Genomic DNA, 22,778 nt, shown 5'->3' on the forward strand with positions numbered 1-22,778 from the left:
CGTATGCGAATCATCCCCATTTTAGCGATCGCCCTGCTTGCCGGGGCGTGTTCCCGTAAGACGCCCGCACCTGCGGTGGTACGCCCCGTGAAGGTGGCGACGGCTGCCGGCGCGGGACTTATCGACAAGGATTTCGCCGGCATGGCTACTCCCGACGACGCTGTGAACCTCGCCTTCAAGGTGGCGGGGCAGGTCCTCGACGTGCCCGTTTCGCAGGGCGCGGGCGTGAAGAAGGGGGAGCTGCTCGCCGAACTCGACCCCCGGGACATCGAGTTGCAGGTCGCGGCGACCCGCTCGGCCTTCGAGGAGACCCGCTCGCAGCAGCAGCGCATGCAGCGGCTGCTGGAGCACGAGGCGGTGTCGCGGCAGGAGGCCGAAGCGGCCGCGACGCGCTATGCGCAGGCCCGCTCGACCTACGAGAACACCCTCGACCTGCTGAAGGACACCCGCCTGAAGGCCCCGTTCGCCGGGGTCGTCGAGCGCAAGTACGTCGATAATTTCGAACGCGTGCAGGCCGGACAGCCGATTCTCCGGCTGGTCAATCCCGTCACCTCGACCGTCCAGTTCACGCTGCCCGAAAACGCGCTGCCGCTGTTGCGGGACAGCTCCACGCGCTTTACCGTCGCGTTCGACAACTACCGGGGCGCGGCCATTCCGGCCCGCCTGAAAGAGTATGTCGAAACCTCGTCCGACGCCTCGGGATTCCCCGTGTCGCTGACTCTCGAAAACCCCGATCCGGCCCGTTACCGCATCTCGCCCGGCATGTCGTGCACGATCACCATGTTGAGCGCCGATCCCGTTCCCGATGCCGTGTCGCTGCCCGTTTCGGCCGTCTACGCCCCGGCCGGGGGCGGGACCTACGTCTGGATCGTCGGCGCGGGCGACCGCGTCATGCGCCGCGAGGTGACGCTCGGGGAGCTGTTCGGCCGCGACCGGGTGGTCGTCGACAGCGGTGTCGCGCCCGGCGAACGGGTCGTCACGGCGGGCGTTTACCAGCTGCGCGAGGGCGAACGGGTCCGGATCTTAAACTGACGCCGCCATGAACCTGCCCGAATATTCGCTGCGCAGCGCCAAGGTGATCTGGTTCTTCCTCGCCGTGCTGCTGGCGGGAGGCGCCCTGGGGTTCGCCACGCTGGGCAAGAAGGAGGATGCGGTCTTCGTCATCAAGTCGGCGTCGCTCGTCTGCTCCTATCCGGGGGCCACGCCGCAGCAGGTCGAGGAGCTTGTCACTGAACCCATCGAACGCGAGGTGCAGTCGATGCGCCGCGTGCATAAAATCACTTCGGAATCCTATTACGGGCTTTCGAAGATACAGGTCGAACTGGACCCGGCCACACCCGCCGCCGAAATTCCGCAACTGTGGGACGAACTGCGCCGCAAGGTGCTCAACGTCCAGCCGCGCCTGCCCGCGGGGGCTTCGGCGGTGACCGTCGCCGACGATTTCGGCGACGTGTACGGCATCTACTACGGGCTTTCGGTCGACGGAGGCTTCACCTGGTCCGAACTGCGCGACTGGGCGCAGCGGCTCAAAACGGCGCTCGTGACGGTCGACGGCGTGCAGAAGGTGGCCCTTTACGGCGAACAGACGCCCGTGGTGAACGTCTATGTCAGCATGGCGACGCTGGCCAATTTCGCCATCCGTCCCGAAACCATCGTCGCGACCATCGGCCAGCAGAATTCCATCGTCGACAGCGGTGAGAAGCAGGCCGGAAAACTCCAGATACAGATTCTCGAGGACGGGACCTACAAGACGCTCGACGACCTTTCGGACCAGCTGCTGATCTCCTCTTCGGGCAAACAGTACCGCCTGGGCGACATCGCCCGCGTCGAGCGGGGCTACGCCGAGCCGCCGCAGACGATGATGCGCGTCGACGGCCGCCGCGCCGTGGGCATCGGCGTCTCGACCGAGGAGGGCGTCGACGTGGTGAAGACCGGTGCGGAGATCGAATCCCTGCTGGCTTCGCTCACGCGGCAGATGCCGCTGGGCATGGAGCTGACGGTGCTCTATCCCGAGAACCGCATCGCCCGGGAGGCCAATTCCACGTTCATTCTCAACCTCGCCGAGTCGGTTGCGATCGTCATTCTGATCATCATGCTCGTCATGGGCTTCCGCGCCGGGGTGCTGATCGGCAGTTCGCTGCTCTTTTCGATCGGCGGCACGCTGCTCCTGATGCAGTTTCTGGGCGAGGGGCTGAACCGCACCTCGCTGGCCGGTTTCATCATCGCGATGGGCATGCTCGTCGACAACGCCATCGTCGTCACCGACAATGCACAACAGGCCATGCTGCGGGGCGCGGCACGCCGCACGGCCGTTGTCGAGGGAGCCAACGCCCCGCGGTGGAGCCTGCTGGGGGCCACGCTGATCGCCATATTCTCGTTTCTGCCGCTGTACCTCGCCCCCTCGTCGGTGGCCGAGATCGTCAAGCCGCTGTTCGTCGTGCTGGCTCTCTCGCTGCTGTTGAGCTGGGTGCTGGCCCTGACGCAGACGCCGCTGTTCGGCAATTTCATGCTCAAGGTGAAACCTGTCGCCGGCGATCCCTACGACACGCGCTTCTACCGCGCCTTCGACCGCCTGCTGGCCGCCCTGCTGCGGTGGCGGTGGGCCGTCGCGGCGACGGTCGCGGGGCTGTTCGTCCTGTCGCTGGCCGTCATGGGGCTGATGCCCCAGAACTTCTTTCCGTCGCTCGACAAACCCTATTTCCGGGCCGACGTGCTGCTGCCCGACGGGTATAATATCCGCGATACGGAGCGTAATCTGCTCGCCATGGAGGAGTGGCTGCGCGCGCAGCCCGAGGTGAAGACCGTCTCGATGACGCTCGGGTCGACGCCGCCGCGTTACTATCTGGCCAGCAGTAGCATTTCGTTGCGTCCCAATTTCGGCAACATCCTCGTCGAACTGCACGACAAGCGGCAGACCGAGGCCGTCGAGGAGCGTTTCAACGCCTATGTCACCGCGAATTTTCCCGACGTGTGGCTGCGCTCGTCGCTCTTCAAGCTCTCGCCCGTGCCTGACGCGGCCATCGAATTCGGCTTCATCGGCGACGACGTCGACACGCTGCGCCGTCTCGCGGCCCGGGCCGAAGAGGTGATGTGGCGCACCCCCGGAGCCGTAAACATCCGCAACGGCTGGGGCAACCGCGTGCCGATGTGGCAGCCGGTCTACTCGCAGATGAAGGGCCAGCGCATCGGCATCACCCGCAGCCAGATGGCCCGCGGCATCACCATCGCCACGCAGGGCTACACGCTGGGCGAATACCGCGAGGGCGACCAGTTCATGCCGATCCTTCTGAAAGACGAGAACATCGGTTCGTATAACCTGACCAATTTGCAGGCCCTGCCGATCTTCAATCCTTCGGGCAAGGTCTTTTCGATCGAGCAGGCGACCGACGGATTCCGTTTCGATTTCCGGCCGGGCGTCATCAAGCGTTTCAACCGCCAGCGGGTGATGAAGGCCCAATGCGACCCGGGCCGCGGGGTCAACACCATGCAGTTGTTCGCCGCGCTGCGCGATTCGGTGGACCGCGCCGTGGTGCTTCCCGAGGGCTACTCGATGAAGGTCTTCGGCGAGCAGGAGAGCCAGCAGGAGTCCAACGAGGCGCTGGCCGAATACATGCCGCTGACGCTGGTGCTCATCCTCATCGTCCTGCTGCTGTTGTTTCGCAACTACCGCGAGCCGGTCGTCATTCTGCTGATGATCCCCCTGATCTTCATCGGCGTGGTGCTGGGACTGGCCGTCACGGGCAAGGTGTTCAACTTTTTCTCCCTGCTGGGGTTGCTGGGGCTCGTCGGCATGAACATCAAGAACGCCGTGGTGCTCGTCGAGCAGATCGGCGTGCTGCGGGCCGCGGGCAAAGACCCCTACGAGGCCCTGACCTCTGCGACGCGCAGCCGTATCGTCCCGGTGGCGATGGCCTCGGGAACGACCATTCTGGGCATGCTGCCGCTGTTGTTCGACTCGATGTTCGGCGCGATGGCCGCCACGATCATGGGCGGACTGCTGGTCGCCACGCTGCTGACGGTCTGCGTCCTGCCGGTGGTCTACGCGCTGTTCTACAATATCCGCAAGCCATGAAGATAACAGTTTCGATAATCGCCCTTTGGCTCTGCGTCCCGGCGCTGGGGCAGACCTCGCTCGCCGACTACCGCGCTGCCGTCGCCGATTACAGCTGGCAGCTGAAGATCGCCGCCTCGAAGAGCGATGCGGCGGCCGAGACGGCGGGGCAGGCCCGCACGGGCTACTTGCCGCGGCTCGCGATGGACGGCAGTTTCACGGCGACCGTGCGCCATTTCGACGGCGTGGAACGCTGGACGTTCAGCCTCCTGCCGCAGCTGGTGCAGACCGTCTACGGCGGCGGTGCGGTGCGGGCCGCGGCCCGGCAGGCCGAACTGGGCTACGGCATCGCGCTGTGCGACGAGGAGTTTTCGCGCCTCGACGTGCGCTATGCCGCCGACTACGCCTACTGGAACCTCTCGGCCGTGGAACTCTATGCCGCCTCGATGCGGCAGTATGTCGCGATCATCCGTTCGCTCAAGGAGGTCGTCGACCGCCGCTTTTCGGAGGGCTATATCGCCAAGGGCGACGTGCTGATGATCGACGCACGGTTGAGCGAGGCCGAATACTCGCTCGTGAGCGCCGAGCAGAGTTACGAGGTCGCGCTCCACAACTTCAACATCCTCCGCGGAACCGACGCCGCGCTCGGCGTACAGCTCGCGCAGGACATCCGCGACTCGCTGCCGATGCCCGGACGGGTCGTGGCGGCCGAGGCGCTGGAGCGGCGTCCCGACTATGCCGCCGCACGGCTGCGCTCGGAGCAGGCCGAGGCGGGAATCCGGGCCGTCCGCGCGCCGTTCAATCCGCAGTTGAGCGTGGGTGTCGGCGGCATGTGGCAGCCCTATTACCCCAACAGCACGGGGGCGACCTACGTCGACGGATCGGCTTTCGTGAAACTCTCCGTGCCGATCTTCCACTGGGGCGAACGCCGCCGGGCCGTGGGGGCCGCGCGCGCCGTGCAGTTGCAGCAGGAGTGGAACGCCGCGCTCGTGCACGACGACATCGTGCGCGAGGAGATGAACGGCTGGACGGCCCTCGTGCAGAGCCGCGCGCAGGTCGACGCCTCGGAAGAGAGCCTCCGCATCGCGGGCGAGAACCTCTCCATCAGCACCTATTCCTACGGCGAAGGCCTGGCGACGATCCTCGACGTCCTGCAAGCCCAGCTGAGCTGGATTCAGCTCTATTCGAACGCCATCCGGGCGCATTACAACTATGCCGTGGCGGTGTCGGACTACCAGCGCATCACGGCGCAATAGAAAAACGGCGGAGAATCTCTCCGCCGTTTTTTCCTGCCGCCGGGCGTTCTACGCCTTCGCCGGCTGGGTGCTGACCACCGCGATTTCGCGCGACACGGGTGCGATCCTGCGCAGCATCTGCACCATGCCGCAGTACTTTTCGTGTGTCAGTTCCAGTGCGCGGCCGACCTTCGCCTGGTCGTCTTCGGAGCTGCATTCGACGTTGTAAACCACATGGAACGAGCGGTATACGCTTTCGGATTGAACCGTCTCGGCGGATAAATCGCCCGAATAGCTGATTTCGAAGCGTCTGGGCGTGATGCGCTCTTTCTGCATGATCATCAGCGCCGTCTGGGCGGAGCATTGCGCCGCGGCGTAGAGCATCAGGGTCTTGGGATTCATTGCGTCGCATCCGGTGCCGTTTTCGGTCCGGAATTTCCCGTTTCCGGACATCTGTAAAGTTACTTTTTCAATCATGGATTTCGGTTTTTGTGTTCAACAATAACCCGGGGGCAAATTCCGTTCCTTTGGTAGTGTGCGGATGGGCAAAAATTCGTATATTTGCCCGTATTTAGTGAAACAATGCATATGCGAAAATTCCGGATTTCATTGCTGACCCTTGCCCTTGCGGCGTGCGCCTTCGGCGCGCAGGCTGCCGGGCCTGAAATAGAGACCCTCGCGGGGCGCGCCCGCGACCTGTTCGATTACGGCCGCTGGAGCGACGCCCGGCAGGAATTCCTGCGCGTCAGGGCGGCGCTGACGCCTTCGGACCGCCTGCTGGCCCAGGAGGCGGATTTTTACCTGGCCGCCTGCGCCGTGGAGCTGGGCAGCCCCGATGCCGAAGGGGCCTTGCGCGAATTCGCGGAGCGTTATCCCGAATCGGTCTACGCCAACGACGTGCGTTTCGCACTCGGTTCGTTCTACTGCGCCGCGGGGAACATGGAAAAGGCCCGCGAGGCTTTCGCGCAGACCGATTACAAGGCGTTGAGCGCGCCGCGCCGCGAGCAGTACGACATCCGCATGGGCTACGTCGCGTTCGCCGGGGGCGACTACCGGAAGGCGTACGACTATTTCGACCGCATCGGCAGCCGCAGCGAATACGCCGATCACGCCCGTTACTACAAGGCCTATATCGACTACGCCGAAGGGCGTTACGGCCGTGCGAAGCAGGCCTTCACGGCGCTTCTGCGCAGCGACGCCTACCGCGACGTGGTTCCCTATTACCTCATGCAGATCGAGTTCCGCGAGGGCAACTACCGCTATGTGGTCGAAAACGGCGAGACGCTGGCCCGCCGGGCCGTTCCCGAGCGGCGCGCCGAGCTGGAGCGCGTGGTCGCCGAATCGTGGTTCCGGCTGGAGGATTTCAACAGGACGCTGGAGCACCTCGCGGCTTTCCGGAAGGCCGGCGGGGAGATGGACCGCGACGCCAGCTACCTGGAGGGCTTCTCGCTCTACCGCACGGCCCGCTATGCGGAGGCCGCGGAGTGGCTGCGCAAGGCGTGCGGCGCTGAAGACGCGCTGACGCAGAACGCCTCCTACCACCTGGCCGACTGTTACCTGCGCGCCGGGGACAAGGAGTCGGCGATGCAGGCTTTCGCGATGGCTTCCGACGAGTCGCTCGACGCGACGGTGGCCGAGGACGCGCTGTTCAACTACGCCAAATTGCAGTACGAACTGGGCGGCGGCGCCTTCAACGGCGCGATCAACGTGCTGACGCGCTATGTCGAACGCTATCCTTCGTCGCCGCGTGCGGAGGAGGCCCGTGCGCTGCTGATCGCCGCTTACTACAACTCCCGCGACTACGATGCCGCGTACAGGGCCATCAAACAGATGCCCTCGGGCGACGCCGACATCCGTGCGGCGTTGCAGAAGATCACCTATTTCCGCGCTCTGGAGGCCTACAAGGCGGGCGACATGCGTGCGGCGCAGCGTTACCTCACGGAATCCGCCGCGGTGAACGTCAGCCCCAAGTACACCGCGCTGAATGCCTTCTGGCAGGGTGAAATCGCCTTCGCACAGGGCGACTACCCGGTGGCGGCGGCCAAATACAACGCCTACCTGAAGCGTGCGCCCCGCACCGAGCGGGAGTATGCGCTGGCGTGGTACAATCTCGGTTACTGCGCCTTCGACCGCAACGACCTGGGGCAGGCGCAGGCTTCGTTCCGAAAGTTCCTCGCCGCCTGGTCGCCGCGCGACCGTTACCGCGCCGACGCCTACAACCGGTTGGGCGACGCGGCCTATTCCGACCGCCGTTTCGAGGAGGCCGTGGGGGAGTATGACAAAGCCATCGCCCTGGCGACGCCCGAACAGCAGTACGCCCGCTACAAACGGGCCGTGACGCTCGGCATCCTGGGCCGCACGGACCAGAAGCAGCAGGCCCTGCGGCAGATCGCCGCTTCGGGCGGCGACTATGCCGACGAAGCCTCCTACGAGCTGGGACGCAGCTACATCGCGCAGGAGAAGTATGCCGAGGGCGCCGCGCAGCTCGAAAAGTTCGTGGCCGCCTATCCGTCGTCGCCGCGCTGCACGCAGGCGCTGTCCGACCTCGGGCTGGCCTACCTGAATCTGGGCGACAAGCAAAAGTCGCTCAAGTATTACGATCGGGTGGTCGGGGCGTCGCCCCACTCCTCGGAAGCCAGGGGCGCGATGCAATCGATCCGCGAGATCTACGTTTCGCAGGGCGATGCCGACGCCTATTTCAACTACGCCGCCAAGGCCGGACTGGAGAGCGACCTGACGGCCCTTTCGCGCGACTCGCTGTCGTTCGCCGCGGCACAGAAACTCTACCTCGACGGACAGCAGGAGGCTGCCGCGAAGTCGCTGCGCAGCTATGTGCAGAGCTATCCGAAGGGGTATTACCTGACCGACGCGCTCTACTATTTGAGCGACTGCTACCTCCGCTCGGGCGAGCGCGGGGAGGCCATCGAGACGCTCACGGCGCTCGCCGACCGGGGGACGACCCAGTACACGGTCGCCGTGCTGGAGAAGCTCTCCGAGATGACTTATGCCGACGAACGCTGGGACGAGGCCGCCTCGGCCTACCGCCGGCTTTACGACGCCGCGCCGACCAAAACGGGCCGCGAGGAGGCCATGAAGGGCTATGTGCGTGCGACGGTGGCCGGGGGCGACGGGGCGAAGATCGCCGCGATGGCCGCCGACGTCTGCGGGCACGACGATGCGGGGGCCGCGGCGCTCCGCGAAGCGAAGTACGCCTGGGCCGGGCAGCTGCGCGCCGAAGGCCGCCGCGACGAGGCCGTGAAGCTCTACCGCGAACTGGCGAAGGACGTGCGCACGAAAGAGGGTTCCGAGGCTGCCTATTACGTGATCGAATCCACGTTCGGGAGCGGCGACATGGACAAGACCGAAAAGGAGGTCTTTGCCTTCTCCGAACGGGAGCCGCAGGCCTACTGGCTGGCCAAGGCTTTTATCCTGCTGGGCGACGTGTATGTGAAGAAAGGGGATAATTTCCAGGCCCGGGCAACGTGGCAGAGTGTCGCCGACGGTTATTCGCCTGCCGACGACGGCATCGTGGACGAAGCGAAGGCGCGAATCGCAAAACTCAACTGACGATGAAGAAGATGCTGATAGTGGCCGCCTTCGCGGCGGTGCTGCCGCAGTTGGCTGCGGCGCAGGTCGAAAAGCAGGTCGAAGTGACCAAGGCCTATGTCCCGAAGGTGGAGAGCGCCTCGAAACTGGCCGTCCAGCCCGACATGACCGACACGGCGCGCATGCGCCCCGAAATCGACTACACCATTACGCCGCTGTCGTTGCGCACGACGCTCTCGCCGCGTCCGATCCGCCCCGCGACGGTGACCTACTGGGAGTTCAACCGCCCGCTGCCCTTCTACCTGAAGGCCGGGGCGGGGTATCCGCTCAACTCGGTGCTGGACTTCTACGCCTCGTCGCAGAATCCGTCGACGGGCTACGTCGTGGGGTACGTCAACCACGAGGGGCGGTACGCCGATATTAAAAACGATTTCGGGGTGAAGAACAATTCGACGCGGATGTTCAACCGCATCGGGGCCGCCGCGGGCAAGTATTTCGGCCGGCACATCCTCGAAGGCGACATTTACTACGACAACCGGATGTATCACCGTTACGGGGCCTGGGCCGACGGAGACGGTGCGGGCCTCGGGATCGGGGGGATGAACGACTACGGCGATGCGAACGTCGCGGTGCGTTTCGGCGACAATTTTCAGGACTTGAGCCGCACGAACTTTGAAATAGCCCTGCGCGGGGGGATGTTCTTCGACCACTCCGAGTGGCCGGATTACGGCGACAAGGCCCGGCAGACCGCACTCGGGGCCAGGGCGAAGATCGCCCGGGGATTCGGCCGCAGCAGGTTCTCGCTCGAAGCGGGATACGAATTGCGGTCCGGGCAGAAATCGCTGGAGGGCAGCAGCCAGCAGCTGATCCACGCCGCCCTGCGCTACGGTTTCGCAGGCGGGGTCGTGCGCTTCGACGTGGGGGCCGACTACTACCGCGACCGGACCGAGTTCGAAGGAGAACCCTCGAACCTCGTGAAGAGTGAAAATTATGTCATTCCTTTCGCCCGGCTCGATTTCAACCTCGGAACGCCGGGGCTGAAACCCTTCTTCGAGGCCGACGGCGCGGTGACGCCGAACGACTTCCGGGCGCTGACGCTGGAAAATCCCTATGTCGCCTCCTCGACGTGGCTCGACAAAAGTTCCGTGGACTACAATTTCCGTCTCGGACTGGGCGGCAGTCTCTGGCGCAGCCGCTTCGACTACCGTGTCTACGCCGGGGTGTCGGTCCGCGACAACCATCTTTTCTGGACCACGTACCGGAGTTTGTCGGACGATCCTGCTTTTTCGGAGGTTTTTCAGGGCGTTCTGGTCCCTGTGATGGCGCGGCAGACCGTCACTTCGTTCAACGGCGAGATCGAGTTCCGGCCCGTGAGCGCGCTGAAATTCGACCTGGGCGTGCACGGCTACCTCTATAACGACGAGACGGACCTGAAAAACGGCGCTCCGTCGTTCGCCGGGAACGTGGGCGTCGCCTACGAGGGCCGCAAGGTCTCGTTCGGGGTGAAGGCGCTGATGCAGGGTGTGCGCCGCTGGACGGTGATCGACCTTTCGGCTACGACCGACGCTTCGGAACCGGTCTGTGGTCCGTCTTTCGAAGCGCCCTTCGGCGTGGACCTGCGGGTGAATTTCGACTGGAAGGTTTCGGGCCGCGTGACGTTCTTCGCCGAGGGCCGCAACCTCGTCAACCGCCGCCTGTACGAATACCCCTGGTATCCCGAACTGGGAGCCAATTTCACGGTGGGCGTCAAGGCCAATTTCTGAAACCGTTTCCGCCGGGAGCGGTTTTCCGGAACGGGGGCTTTTTCGAAAAGCCCCCGTTTTTTTGCCCCTCGCGAAAGACGACAATTCGTTTAATTGATGATCATTTTCGGCTGTCGGGAAGAACCGACCGGAAATTTCGCTATATTGGAGCGAATTTAATTCACACGACCATGAAACATACAATGCCCGAGCTTCCCTATGCACCGGAAGCGCTTGCTCCGAAGATGAGCAAAGAGACCTTCGATTACCACTATGGAAAGCATTTGCAGACTTATGTGAACAACCTGAACAACCTGATCGCGGGGACGCCTTACGAGGAGATGCCGCTCGACGAGATCGTTCGCAAGGCCGACGGGGGCATTTTCAACAATGCCGCCCAGGCCTGGAACCATACCTTCTTTTTCCGGATGCTGACTCCCGCGCAGCAGCCGATGCCCGCGAAGCTGGCCGCCAAACTCACCGAGGCGTTCGGTTCGGTGGAGGCTTTCAAGGAGCAGTTCACCAAGGCCGCCGTGGGGCTGTTCGGCTCCGGATGGGCGTGGCTGGCAATGGACAAGGCCGGGAAACTGTCGATCGTCGCCAAGCCGAACGCCGGCAACCCGATGACCGACGGACTGCGTCCAGTGATGACCGTGGACGTTTGGGAGCACGCCTATTACATCGACTACCGCAACCGTCGTCCCGATTTTCTGGCGGCGTTCTGGGAGCTGATCGACTGGCAAAAGGTCGCCGACCGCTGCATCCCGAAGCGGTACAAGTGCACGGCCTGCGACTACGTCTACGACCCGGCGAAGGGAGATCCCGAGACGGGCATCGAGCCGGGGACGCCGTTCGAGGAGATTCCCGACGACTGGACCTGCCCGATCTGCGGACTCTACAAGACCGACTTCGAGGCTGTCGAGGAATAAACGAAAAACCTCCGCGTGCAAACGCGGAGGTTTTTTTGTGCCCGGGTCGCGGGAACGGATCAGAAGACGAACTTTTCGATTTTCAGTTCGCCCAGCTGTTCCAGACGCGGCACGAGGGTCGTGAAGTGCGACGCCTGTTCGTGGGCCGCGAGGGCCTTTGCATTGCTCCAGGTTTCGCAGATCATCAGCACGTCGCTGCGCGTGGCGCTTTCGAACAGGTCGTAGGCCACGCATCCCTCGTCCTTGAGCGAAGCGGCTGCCAGCTCCTTGGCTGTGCGCACCAGTTCTTCGCGGTTGCTTTCCGTCGTGCGGATAAATACATTGAGACGTATCATTGGTTTCCAGTTTTTTGGTTTTGTCGTTTTGCAAATATAACGAATTTTTCGGTGACGGTGCGCCGTCGGCGGAAACAAATTGTCGACTTCCCCGGAAATCCCGCCGGAAGTCCCGCTTCTGCGGCGTCGGGGAGGAGTCCGCGAGGGAACCGTCCGGCGGCTGCGGGGTGCGAGTTGCCGGAATTTTTTGTATCTTGTGCCTTTAACCGCATTAATTATGGAACTGAACGACAAGAAATTCGCGGTGCTGGTCGATGCCGACAACATCTCGCACCGCAAGATAAAGGATATTCTGGATGAGATCGCCAACTACGGCACACCGACGATAAAACGCATTTACGGGGATTTCACCAACCCGAAATTCGCCGCCTGGAAGGAGGTGCTGCTGGAGAACTCCATCACGCCCATTCAGCAGTACGCCTATACGACGGGCAAGAACGCGACCGATTCGGCGCTGATCATCGACGCGATGGACATTCTGCACAAGGAGGGCGTGGACGGATTCTGCATCGTGTCGAGCGACAGCGACTACACGCGCCTGGCCAGCCGTATCCGCGAATCGGGCCGGGAGGTGCTGGGGTTCGGCGAGAAGAAGACGCCGAAGCCGTTCATCAAGTCCTGCGACAAATTCATCTACGTCGAAATCCTCGGGCAGACGCCGCCGGAGAAGGCGGCCCCTGCGAAGAAAAAGGCGGACGCGAAAAGATCCGCCGGGGCCGAAGCGCCTGTGGGGCCGGCCGCCGAAACTGCCGGGGAAAAGAAACCGTCGCCGGATGCGGGGCACGCCTCGACGATCATCCGTCCGTTCGACGACGAATTCCGCACGCTGCTGGAGAACACGATCGACGATGCCGCCGACGACAGCGGCTGGGCCTCTCTGGGCGACGTGGGCAGCGTGCTGTCGAAGAAGATGCCGGATTTCGACCCCCGCAACTACGGCTACAAGAAACTTTCGCTCCTGGTCCGGGCGCTTTCCGATGCCGTCGACATGAAGACGGAGCAGCAACGGGTCTACGTCCGCAACCGGGTGGGGTAGGGCTTTCCGTATTTCGGGAGGGATCAGAGCGGGCCGAGGCTCCCGCGGGCGGCTTCGTATTCGGCGACGAGACGGCGGAGGATCTCGCCGGCCGGCGGCAGGTCTTCGATGAGCGCGGCGATCTGTCCGATCTCCAGTTCCCCTTCGTCGAGGTCGCCTTCGAAAATCCCCCGTTTCGGGCGTCCGCGGCCGATCAGGGCCGACAATTCTTCGGCGTCGGCGCCGCGCGATTCGGCCTCCTCGACCGTGCGGCAGAAACCGTTGCGGACGAGGCGCGTCGGGATCACCTTTTTGAGCGTCAGGATCGTGCCGCCCTCCTGTACCTCTACGCACCGCCGTTTGAACGCCTCGCAGGCCGAACTCTCCCGCGACAGCGCAAAGCGCGTCCCTAACTGGCATCCTTCGGCGCCCAGGGCGAAAGCGGCCAGCATGCCGGCCCCCGTGGCGATGCCTCCCGCGGCGATGAGCGGCAGGTCGACGGCCTGCCGCACCTGCGGGACGAGGGCCATCGTCGTCGTCTCCTCACGGCCGTTGTGACCCCCGGCCTCGAATCCCTCGGCCACCACGGCGTCCACACCCGCTTCGCGGCTCTTGAGCGCGAATTTCGAACTCGACACCACGTGCGCCACGCGGCAGCCTGCGTCGTGCAGACGTGCGGTCCAGGTCGCGGGGTTGCCCGCCGAGGTGAAGACGGCCGGGACGCGCTCTTCCGTGATGACGTCCATCAGCTGGGGCGCATAACGGTAGGCCAGCGGCACGTTGACGCCGAACGGCCGGGAGGTGGCCGCACGGCATTTGCGGATGTGCTCGCGCAGCAGTTCGGGGGTCATCGAGCCGGAGCCGATCAGCCCCAGCCCGCCGGCCTCGCTGACGGCGGCGGCCAGCCGCCAGCCGCTGCACCAGACCATCCCGCCTGCGACGACGGGGTAGCGGATGCCGAAAAGGGTCGTGATTCTGTTTTCCATCGTTTTCTGGTTTTCTGCGGGATTAAGATACAATTATTTTTCCAAAACGGGAGCGGATGTTCCGGAAGGTATGCGCAAAAAAAAGCGGCGCTTCGACCCGTCGGGTCAAAACGCCGTTATGAAAAAAAGGGTGAGCTACTTACATCGCACCGCTACGACCACATACCCTTGCTCGATTCCTCGCCTGGGGGATTCTGTAGGAGCTGGTCGTGTAAGACTCACCCGGGCACAAAAGTAGGAAAATTTTATATCTTTGCAAAAAAAAACTGAAATGCGTAAGAAAATATTAGGTTGGGGCCTGCTGGCGGCGTTCGTCCTGACGGCCGGCGCAGGGCTTGTCCTGCGGCAGCAGTTCTATGGAAATGCGGTCGTTACGGAGCGGGACCTCTACGTGAGCGTCCGGGCCGAATACGGGCAGGTCGCGGACTCGCTGCTGCCGCAGATCAAACACCGCCGGGCTTTCGACGCCTATGCCCGGAGGATCAACCTGGCCGAAACCTTCAAGCCCGGGCATTACGTGCTCAAACACGGCATGAGCGTCATCGAAATCGCGCGCATGCTCAAGCTGGGGTTGCAGACCCCCGTGCGGGTGACGATCAACAACGTGCGCATCCCGGCCCAGCTGGCGCAGAAACTCGCACGGCAGATCGACGCCGATTCCACGGCGATCATGCAGGCGCTGACCTCGGAGGAGCTGGCCGCGGAGGTCGGATTCGACAGCGTGACGCTCTTTTCGATGTTCATTCCCGACAGCTACGAGTTCTACTGGACGGTGACGCCCGGGGAGTTCGTCAGGCGCATGAAGCGCGAGTACGACCGTTTCTGGACTTCCGAACGCGATGTAAAACGCAAGCGCAGCGGATTGAGCCGGCTGGAGGTGATGACGCTGGCTTCGATCGTCTACGAGGAGACCCGCAAGAGCGACGAGATGCCCCGCGTGGCCGGGGTCTACGTCAACCGCCTGAAGAAGGGCATCAAGTTGCAGGCCGACCCGACGGTGAAGTACGCCATGCAGGATTTCGGCCTGCGCCGCATCCTCTACCGCCATCTGAAATACGATTCTCCCTATAATACGTATGTGAACGAGGGGCTGCCGCCCTCGCCGATCTGCATGCCCGGAAAGAACGCCATCGACGCCGTGCTGAACTACGAAAAGCACGACTATATCTTCTTCTGCGCACGGCCCGAATTCGACGGTTACCACAACTTCGCCAAAACCCTTCGCGAGCACAATAAGAACGCCCGGGCGTACAGCGACGAACTCAATCGGCGTAAGATTAAATAATTTTCGTATCTTTGTCATCCCATGCTTGCGAAGATATACGAACAGAACCCCTCGGAGAAGGAGTTGCAGCGCGTCGTAGACGCCCTGGAGCGGGATGAAATCATCATTTATCCCACCGACAGCGTCTATGCCTTCGGCTGTTCGCTGCGCTCGCCGAAGGCCATCGAGCGGCTGCGCCGCATCCGGGGCAAGAGCGAGGAGAAGTTCACCGTGGTCTTCGAAAACATCGCCCAGGTCGCGGAGTACTGCCGGGTGGACAATGCCGTTTTCCGGATTCTGAAGCGCAATCTGCCCGGGCCGTTCACCTTCGTGCTGGCGGCTTCGGCGCGCATTCCGGACAAGGCGCTCGAACGGCGCCGCACGATCGGCGTCCGCATTCCGGCCAGCCCCGTCGCGCGGGCCGTGGTCGGGGCGCTGGGGTGTCCGATGATCACCACGTCGGTCAAGGACGACGACCAGGTGGTGGAGTATACGACCGATCCCGAGCTGATCCACGAGCGTTACGGCCGCGAGGTCGCGCTGGTCATCGACGGAGGCATCGGCGACAACGTCCCCACGACGGTCGTGGACCTGACGGGCGACGGGCCGGAGATACTGCGCGAAGGCAAGGGTGAACTGCAATGAAGAGGGGGCTGATGCCGCCGCGCGGCAAGGCTGGCGCCTCGGAGTGTTAAAAACAAAATAGAAAAATGGAGAAGAAGAATTTCTGGAACGAAGCCGCGAAATACGGCGTGATCATGGCTCTAGTCGCGATCCTTTTCGACGTGCTGGGCTTTTACGTGCAGAACACGCTGCTGTCCCTGCTGTCGCTCGTCATTTTCGTCCTGCTGCTGGGGTATTTCACCAAACGCCGCGCGGAACGCTTCGGAGCCAGGGGATACGGCTACGGGCAGTGTCTGGGTTTCATGGTCAGCGTGATGCTCTGCGCCGGGTTTATCGAGGGAGCCTTCATGGGCGTCGCCTCCAACTGGCTCTTTGCGGCCAGATACGAGGCGATGATCGGTCCGTCGATCGCCATGCTGGAGAACACCGGGTTCTACACGGGCGACCAGATCGAGATGATGATGAAACTGATGCGTTCGCCGCTGGTGCAGCTCTTCAGCGGAATGCTCGCCTCGGCTATCAAGGGCGGCTTTTTCGGTCTGTTTATTGCTGCCTTCACCAAGCGTGATCCCGACGTTTTCTCGGAAGGCACTAACCAATAAGGATGGATAAACTGAATATATCGGTCGTCGTGCCGCTCTACAACGAGGCGGAGTCCCTGCCCGAACTGGCGGCATGGATCGACCGCGTGATGCGCGAAAACGGGTTTTCGTACGAGCTTATTCTGGTCGACGACGGTTCGTCGGACGGCTCGTGGGAGGAGGTCGAACGGCTCAAGAGGCAGTATCCGGCCATCCGGGGCATCGGTTTCGCGCGCAACTACGGCAAGTCCGCGGCCCTCTACTGCGGATTCGCGGCTGCGGAAGGCGAGGTCGTCATTACGATGGACGCCGACTTGCAGGATTCGCCCGACGAAATCCCCGAACTGCGCCGCATGATCCTCGAAGAGGGCTACGATCTGGTCTCGGGGTGGAAAAAGAAACGCCACGACCCGATCGGCAAACGCTGGCCCAGCAAATTCTTCAACTGGACGGCCCGGGCCGCGTCGGGCATCCGGCTCCACGATTTCAACTGCGGGCTGAAAGCCTACCGCCGCAAGGTGGTGAAGGCCATCGAGGTCTACGGCGAGATGCACCGCTTCATTCCGTTCCTGGCCAAGCAGGCCGGGTTCGGCCGCATCGGCGAGAAGGTCGTCGACCATCGCGCCCGCAAGTACGGCAGTTCGAAATTCGGCCTCGAACGCACGGTGAAAGGGTATCTGGACCTGATCACGGTGCTGTTTATGACGCATTTCGGGCGTTCGCCGATGTACTTCTTCGGCAGCCTCGGAACGCTGATGTTCCTCATGGGCGGCGGCACGACGGTGTGGATCATCGCCGAGAAGCTCTGGAAGCAGAGCCACGCCCTGCCCCTGCGGGCGGTTACGGACCAGCCGCTGTTTTATCTGGCGATTTTGGCCGTAATTCTCGGCGTTCAGCTGTTTTTGGCCGGATTTTTGGGCGAGCTGATCAACAGAGGGTCTTCCGAGCGGAACAAATACCTGATCGACAAAACTTTGTAAATGATGATACAACGAATCCAAACGCTTTATTTGCTGATCATTGCGGCGCTTATGGCCGTGACGCTCTTTTCGGGGCTGGCGTGGTTTGCGGGTGACGCCGGCGAGTTCGGGCTTTACGCCTTCGGGTTGAAAACCGCCGAAGGGGAGCTTGTCCAGTCCACCGTCTATATGGGCGTCCTGCTGGCGCTGGCCTGCGCGCTGCCGCTGGTGACGATTTTCCTGTTCCGTCGCCGTTTGCTGCAAATACGCCTCTGTGTGGTGGAAATGGTGTTGCTGTTAGGCTCGCTGGTGATGGAAGGCGTCTATTACTTTTTGAGCTGGCGGGTCTTCTCCGACCTGACGTTCCATACGCAGGGCTTCAAGCCCGCCATTGTGCTGCCTCTGGTCTGCCTGCTGTTTGCCTATTTGGCGGCCCGTGCGATTTTCCGCGACGAACTGCTGGTGCGCGCAGCCGACAGAATACGCTGATCGAGCGGATACTGCTGACCCGGAGTATGCCCGAGCGCATGTTCCGGGTCTTCTGTCCCCGTCGGCGAACTGCTGTTCGGACGGAAAAGGGTTGCAATTCGGACCGATCTGATTATTAAAAGAATATTACAAACCTTTGCAGGTCCGGAAAATAATTTTAACTTTGAGGCATAATATTGCCATTATGTAGTGAATTTAAAGAATTTTGGCTACAAACAATACATTTTTTAACTAACACTCAACTCTATGAAAGTAGTAAATTTTTGGAAGACATTGTTCTGTGCAGCGCTGGCCGTGACGGCTTTTAGCGCATGTTCGGACGATGACGAAGAGGGCGGTTATTCGGGCATGCCCGAAATTACCGTGAACGGCGGCGAGTCGGTGACTGTCGCCGGGAAACTCGAGGGCGGCAAGCTCGAACAGACGGTCGAGGTCGTTTCGAAAGGCGACTGGACCCTGACATTCAAGAACCCCGGGGATTCGCAGTGGGTTACTCCCAGCGCGATGTCGGGCAAGACCGGTACGACGCAGCTTACCTTCACGCTGGGTCAGGCTTCGGGAGAGCGCAGCGCAATCCTTGTTCTGACCGCCAGCTCCAAGGTCGAGGGCTTCCCGCTTACGGACGAGGCTACGATCACGGTCGTACAGAGCGACAGCGATGTTCCGACGGGTAACGCTCTTTACAGCGAGAACTGCGGCACGAAGGTCGAGAAAGTCGATGGCTACTGGCCTTATGTGGACAAGTTCGAAGGTTGGACCCGCGGCGGTTCGCTCGATCAGAAGGCCGTTACTTATACCGGCAACAGCGCTTCGGTAGCCAACAGCGGCAAGGTTTTCGATCCTGCCGAGGATGAAACGACGGTAGTTACGGGTCCTCCCTATGTTTCGATGAACAAATCGACTTCGGTTTTCAACATCAATGACATCAATATCGCATCGAACACCAATTTCACCTTCACGTTTACTGCCGCTCAACAGGTTAACTATTCCGGTGGCGTAGTGCTGGGCGACATGACGGATGAAACGATTCGGTTCTCGGTGTCTACCGATGGTTCGAGCTATGCTCCCGTTGCTCTGAAAGTCAAAAAAGTCGCTTCCGGCTACTGGTATCTCTGCACCGCCGAATTCAAACTGCCCGCCGGTGTTTCGACCGATAAGATCTGGGTTCGTTTCGACGGCTATGCAGGACTTGAAAACCACGGTCTGCGTATCGACGACTTCAAACTTTATGAAGGCGGCAACGGTTCGGAACTCGTCGTTCCTTCGGTGGATTATACGAAGGGTACGGTTGCCGAGGCTATCGCAGCCGGAGCCGGCAAGAACTACGAGGTTGCCGCTACGGTCGTAGCCATGCACACGCAGGGTATCCTGATCGGCGATGCGTCGGGTGTCATGCTGGCGTTCCTTGGCGAGGCTCCTGCGGTAGCTGTTAACGATGCCGTTACCGTTAAGGGAACGACCGAATTGCGGAATGGCGTCATTCAGTTCGGCAAGGAGGGTCTTTCGGTCGCCAAGACCGGCACGGGCAGCTATAACACGCCTGCTCCCGAGGTGATGGACGGCACGGCTGTCACGGCCTATATCGCAACGGCCTTGGAAAATAAGGCTGTGTACAAGTATGTGAAATACAACGGTGAGTTTACAGTCAGCGGCAACTATTACAATGTCGTTATCGCCGGTACGACCACGAAAGGCTCTGTTGCCTATGGCAAATCGGAGTGGGCGTCGTTTAATGGCAAACCGGTGACTGTCGAAGGCTGGCTGCTGGGCGGTACGGCCAACTATCTCCAGACGATGGCTACGTCGGTGACGGCCGATTCTTCGACGCCGATTGTTAAAATCTCCGCTCCCCAGCAGTTCGCTGCAACCTCTCCCGTGGCTCAAACGCTCAACTATACGGTTACCAACACGACGGCTTCGGCTGTAACGTTCGCAATCGAGGGTACGAATGCCGACAAGTTCTCGCTCGGCGCCAAGACTGATAACACCATCGTCGTAAGCGCGAAAGGCAACAACACGGATAAGACAGCCTATACGGCCAATCTGGTTGCCAAAGTTGCCGGTGCGACGGTTGCAACGGTTGCTCTGAAGCAGGCTGCGCCTACGAGCGGTTCTGGCTATGCGAAGATTGAAAAGATTGCCGATCTGAAAGAAGGAACGGGCTATCTGGCAGGCCTTGTTAATGGTAAATATCAGACTTGGACAGGAGTACTTACCAATAAGCAGTGTGAGACAGTTCCTTATTCATATACCGAGGCAACGGGTGCATTTGTTGCTGATGATGCCGCAGGTGCAGAGATTTCACTTGTAGCTGTAAGCGGTGTTTCTAATGCTTATTATATTAAGTATGGTGAAAAATATCTGACAGTTGGTGCTGCCGGTAAGAATCAACTTGTATTGGCTGATTCTGCGGGCGATAACTATTGGACGTTTACTGATGACACTGATGGTGTTAAGGCAACCGCAAAAGCATTTGCATCTATTATGATGACATCGACTGGAGCTGCGTCGAAATATATTCGGTCGTATGTGACGACGAATACGTCTGGTGTTGCCGGTGTTGTATTCTTCCTGGCAAAATAACAACAGTCGAGGAAACCGACTTGTAAAACCAACCACTCTTGGCGGGGATAACACCCCGTCAAGAGTTTGGTTTCTAAATGGGTCTGCGGACCAAATGTTATACTTTATTCTGAATGATGTTGAAAATTAAACAGATAGGCATGCTGCTCGTGACGATGTCGGCGATGCTTGTCCTGTTTGCGGGATGCGGCGACAAGGACGACGGGGGCGACAAGGAGTCCCTCGCGACGCTCGTTGCAGAGACCGTGAGCAGTTCAACCACAACGAACAAGATTTCGACCCAAGGCCCGTCGGGCATCACCTTCGAGGCGACGATCGTCTCGCAGGGCGGGGATGCGGAGTGGTGTTCGTTCGATTTGAATAAGCAGGTATCCTCCGCCGGCGGAAACGTCGGGGACCCGGCCTACCTCTATTTGGACAAAAACAATTCCGACGACGACCGCACGGCGCGGATCGACGTAACCTATACCAACGGTTATTCCACCTCCCTGACGCTGACGCAGAGGGCCGCGGGCTTCATCGACTACGACCGTTCGTGGGGCGAGCAGCCCGAATATCGTTCCGACGACGCTTATATCTATAAGACCTATTATGCGACGTTTGTGAGCAATCAGTTCTTTCCGGGCGGAAAACTGCGCAACTATTCGGTATGCTACGATGTCGACCGGCATATTTCGCATTGGGTGGCTTATCCGATTTTCAAGAAGGTCTACGAAACGCCCGTTTTGAGCCGGGTCAACGATTTCAATTACGATCCCAATGACCAGCTGCCCGTGATTCCCACCCGCGACCAGCAATACATCGGGACAGGCGGCAACGGCCGCGGTTACGGTGCAAGGGGTTACGACCGCGGGCACATGCTTCCGCAGGCTTCGCGTTACAACAATTACGAGCCGAACCGGATGACTTACTACGGCACCAACATGATGCCCCAGAACAGCACGCTGAATCAGAATATCTGGGCCTCGCTGGAGGGCAAAGTCCGTGGCTGGGGAGGCTTGCAGACCTACGATACGCTCTATGTGGTGACGGGAGCCGCTTTCAAGAGCACGAAGACCATCGACAATGCCAACGGACCGATCGCCGTGCCGTCGCATTGCTGGAAAGTGCTGCTGCGTCAGCGGGGCAACCAGAACCGGCAGATCTCTCAATTCAAGGCGGATGAACTGAAAGCCATCGGCTTCGTGTTCACCAACGATGACGCCGGAGCCGCCACGTCGATCGAATCGGCTGTCCGTTCGGTGAAGGAGATCGAGGAGCTGACGGGCTTCAAGTTCTTCCGCAACCTCGACCCGGCCGTGGCCGATGCGGTGAAAAGCCAGAAGAACCTCGCCGACTGGTAGGGATTATGATACAATGAATTGAACCTTAACAACAAAAATCGTTTATGAAGAGAATCTTTTTGACAGGACTGTTTGCCTCGCTGATCGCGGTGGCATGCTTCGCGCAGAAGCCCTACAAAGTGGTCTTCTACAACTTCGAGAACCTGTTCGACACCATTCACGATCCCGGCGTCCTCGATGAGGAGTTCACGCCCGAAGGACCCAAGAAGTGGAACTCGGCCAAGTACACCAGGAAAATCGGGAACCTCGAACGGGTGTTGTTCGACATCGCCGCCGAGGATAAGGATTATCCCGTGGTGATCGGCGTTTCGGAGATCGAGAACCGCTCGGTGATGGAGGATGTGATCGCGCAGCCGAAACTCGCGCCCGGCAACTACCGCATCGTGCATTACGATTCGCCCGACGCACGCGGCGTCGACGTGGCGTTCTACTACCGTCCCGACGTTTTCAAGCTGGAGGGAAGCGCCGCCATTCCGTTCAAGATGCCGGAACTGCCCAACTTCAGGACGCGTGATTTCGTCACGATGTGGGGCACGATCGACAGCGAGCCGTTCTTCTTCCTCGTGAGCCACTGGCCTTCGCGTCTGGGCGGCAAGGAGGCTTCGGCCCCCAAGCGTCTGGCTGCCGCCAAGCAGGTGAAGCACATCGTCGACTCGGTGACCGCCGCCAACCCGGCCACGAAGGTGGTCGTCATGGGCGACCTGAACGACGATGCCACGGATGACAGCATCGTCGAGGGCCTCAACGCCAAGGGCAAGATCAAGGAGGTCGGCAAGGGCGACATGTTCAATCCCTTCATCGGCCTGCTGAAAGCGGGTTACGGCACGCTGGCTTACCGCGACGAGTGGAACCTGTTCGACAACATCATCGTTTCGGAGAACCTCGCCACCGGTTCCACGGGCAGTCTGAAAATCCAGCCCGCCGGCAACTCGAAGTTCTACGGCGGCATCTTCCGCCGTCCCTACATGATCCAGAAGGAGGGCCAGTACAAGGGCTATCCGCTGCGTACGTTCGTGGGCAACGATTTCCAGGGCGGTTTCAGCGACCACTTCCCCGTATATATCTACATCGCCAAATAAACACTCTAAAATATTTG

Annotated in this window: 18 protein-coding genes and 1 other RNA gene; 15 read left to right on the top strand and 4 right to left on the bottom strand. The window is 61.0% G+C overall.

All coding sequences use genetic code 11. From position 1 onward, the window contains the following. Nucleotides 1–3 precede the first annotated feature (3 nt). Genes BHV64_RS02190 through BHV64_RS02200 form a run of 3 tightly spaced genes read left to right on the top strand, consistent with a single transcriptional unit; the run spans nt 4 to nt 5,307 of the window. Complete coding sequence (locus BHV64_RS02190) at nt 4–1,032, top strand: efflux RND transporter periplasmic adaptor subunit (protein WP_118406473.1); 1,029 nt, start codon at nt 4–6, stop codon at nt 1,030–1,032. A gap of 7 nt (nt 1,033–1,039) precedes the next feature. Further along, nucleotides 1,040–4,072: an efflux RND transporter permease subunit gene (locus BHV64_RS02195; RefSeq protein ID WP_195579362.1), complete on the top strand. Its 3,033-nt coding sequence runs from the start codon at nt 1,040–1,042 to the stop codon at nt 4,070–4,072. Then, entirely contained in the window at nt 4,069–5,307 is a 1,239-nt protein-coding gene (locus tag BHV64_RS02200; protein ID WP_217727128.1) for a TolC family protein, read from the top strand. Before BHV64_RS02195 ends, BHV64_RS02200 begins: the two co-directional genes overlap by 4 nt. Nucleotides 5,308–5,355: 48 nt before the next feature. On the opposite strand, the gene BHV64_RS02205 is transcribed toward BHV64_RS02200, so the two are convergent. Continuing rightward, entirely contained in the window at nt 5,356–5,763 is a 408-nt protein-coding gene (locus BHV64_RS02205; protein ID WP_254886355.1) for an OsmC family protein, read from the bottom strand. A 111-nt stretch (nt 5,764–5,874) separates the two neighbouring features. Here BHV64_RS02205 and BHV64_RS02210 point away from each other — a divergent pair, with 111 nt between their 5' ends. The 3 genes from BHV64_RS02210 to rd all read left to right on the top strand — a co-directional run bounded on the left by BHV64_RS02210 (nt 5,875) and on the right by rd (nt 11,503). Next, nucleotides 5,875–8,853 carry a tetratricopeptide repeat protein gene (locus tag BHV64_RS02210; protein WP_217727131.1) on the top strand — a complete coding sequence of 993 codons (2,979 nt, stop codon included), beginning with the start codon at nt 5,875–5,877 and terminating at the stop codon, nt 8,851–8,853. A 2-nt stretch (nt 8,854–8,855) separates the two neighbouring features. Continuing rightward, entirely contained in the window at nt 8,856–10,595 is a 1,740-nt protein-coding gene (locus BHV64_RS02215) for a hypothetical protein (RefSeq protein WP_217727137.1), read from the top strand. 170 nt (nt 10,596–10,765) lie between these two features. Next, entirely contained in the window at nt 10,766–11,503 is a 738-nt protein-coding gene (rd, locus tag BHV64_RS02220) for a rubredoxin (RefSeq protein WP_162852210.1), read from the top strand. 59 nt (nt 11,504–11,562) lie between these two features. Here the strand turns inward: rd and BHV64_RS02225 are convergent, their stop codons facing one another. After that, entirely contained in the window at nt 11,563–11,838 is a 276-nt protein-coding gene (locus BHV64_RS02225) for a putative quinol monooxygenase (protein WP_015547815.1), read from the bottom strand. Between the two features lie 217 nt (nt 11,839–12,055). Between BHV64_RS02225 and BHV64_RS02230 the strand changes: the two genes are divergently transcribed. Further along, nucleotides 12,056–12,874 (top strand): NYN domain-containing protein, encoded by an 819-nt coding sequence (locus tag BHV64_RS02230; protein WP_022061472.1) that lies wholly within the window; start codon nt 12,056–12,058, stop codon nt 12,872–12,874. A 23-nt stretch (nt 12,875–12,897) separates the two neighbouring features. Here the strand turns inward: BHV64_RS02230 and BHV64_RS02235 are convergent, their stop codons facing one another. Next, nucleotides 12,898–13,839 (bottom strand): NAD(P)H-dependent flavin oxidoreductase, encoded by a 942-nt coding sequence (locus BHV64_RS02235; protein ID WP_044054867.1) that lies wholly within the window; start codon nt 13,837–13,839, stop codon nt 12,898–12,900. 126 nt (nt 13,840–13,965) lie between these two features. Beyond that, nucleotides 13,966–14,063, bottom strand: an RNA gene (gene ffs / locus BHV64_RS02240) — signal recognition particle sRNA small type. 47 nt (nt 14,064–14,110) lie between these two features. Here ffs and mltG point away from each other — a divergent pair. The 8 genes from mltG to BHV64_RS02280 all read left to right on the top strand — a co-directional run bounded on the left by mltG (nt 14,111) and on the right by BHV64_RS02280 (nt 22,761). Further along, complete coding sequence (gene mltG, locus BHV64_RS02245) at nt 14,111–15,124, top strand: endolytic transglycosylase MltG (RefSeq protein WP_217727139.1); 1,014 nt, start codon at nt 14,111–14,113, stop codon at nt 15,122–15,124. A gap of 21 nt (nt 15,125–15,145) precedes the next feature. Then, nucleotides 15,146–15,748 (top strand): L-threonylcarbamoyladenylate synthase, encoded by a 603-nt coding sequence (locus tag BHV64_RS02250; RefSeq protein ID WP_015547812.1) that lies wholly within the window; start codon nt 15,146–15,148, stop codon nt 15,746–15,748. A gap of 65 nt (nt 15,749–15,813) precedes the next feature. Beyond that, a complete protein-coding gene (locus BHV64_RS02255; protein ID WP_022061101.1) occupies nt 15,814–16,329 on the top strand; it encodes a DUF4199 domain-containing protein in 516 nt (171 codons plus the stop codon). Nucleotides 16,330–16,331: 2 nt separating this feature from the next. Continuing rightward, nucleotides 16,332–17,288, top strand: coding sequence for a glycosyltransferase family 2 protein (locus BHV64_RS02260; protein ID WP_217727141.1), 957 nt, complete (start codon nt 16,332–16,334; stop codon nt 17,286–17,288). Then, on the top strand, nt 17,289–17,756 hold the full coding sequence (locus tag BHV64_RS02265; RefSeq protein WP_015547809.1) for a DUF4293 domain-containing protein: 468 nt from the start codon (nt 17,289–17,291) through the stop codon (nt 17,754–17,756). 246 nt (nt 17,757–18,002) lie between these two features. Next, nucleotides 18,003–20,339, top strand: a complete 2,337-nt coding sequence (locus BHV64_RS02270; RefSeq protein ID WP_288115534.1) for a hypothetical protein — start codon at nt 18,003–18,005, stop codon at nt 20,337–20,339. A 113-nt stretch (nt 20,340–20,452) separates the two neighbouring features. Continuing rightward, complete coding sequence (locus BHV64_RS02275) at nt 20,453–21,682, top strand: DNA/RNA non-specific endonuclease (RefSeq protein ID WP_138266119.1); 1,230 nt, start codon at nt 20,453–20,455, stop codon at nt 21,680–21,682. A 44-nt stretch (nt 21,683–21,726) separates the two neighbouring features. After that, nucleotides 21,727–22,761, top strand: coding sequence for an endonuclease/exonuclease/phosphatase family protein (locus tag BHV64_RS02280; RefSeq protein WP_015547807.1), 1,035 nt, complete (start codon nt 21,727–21,729; stop codon nt 22,759–22,761). Nucleotides 22,762–22,778: the final 17 nt, after the last annotated feature.

It is taken from the genome of Alistipes sp. 56_sp_Nov_56_25 (assembly GCF_001915285.1).
GTDB classification, from domain to species: domain Bacteria; phylum Bacteroidota; class Bacteroidia; order Bacteroidales; family Rikenellaceae; genus Alistipes; species Alistipes shahii.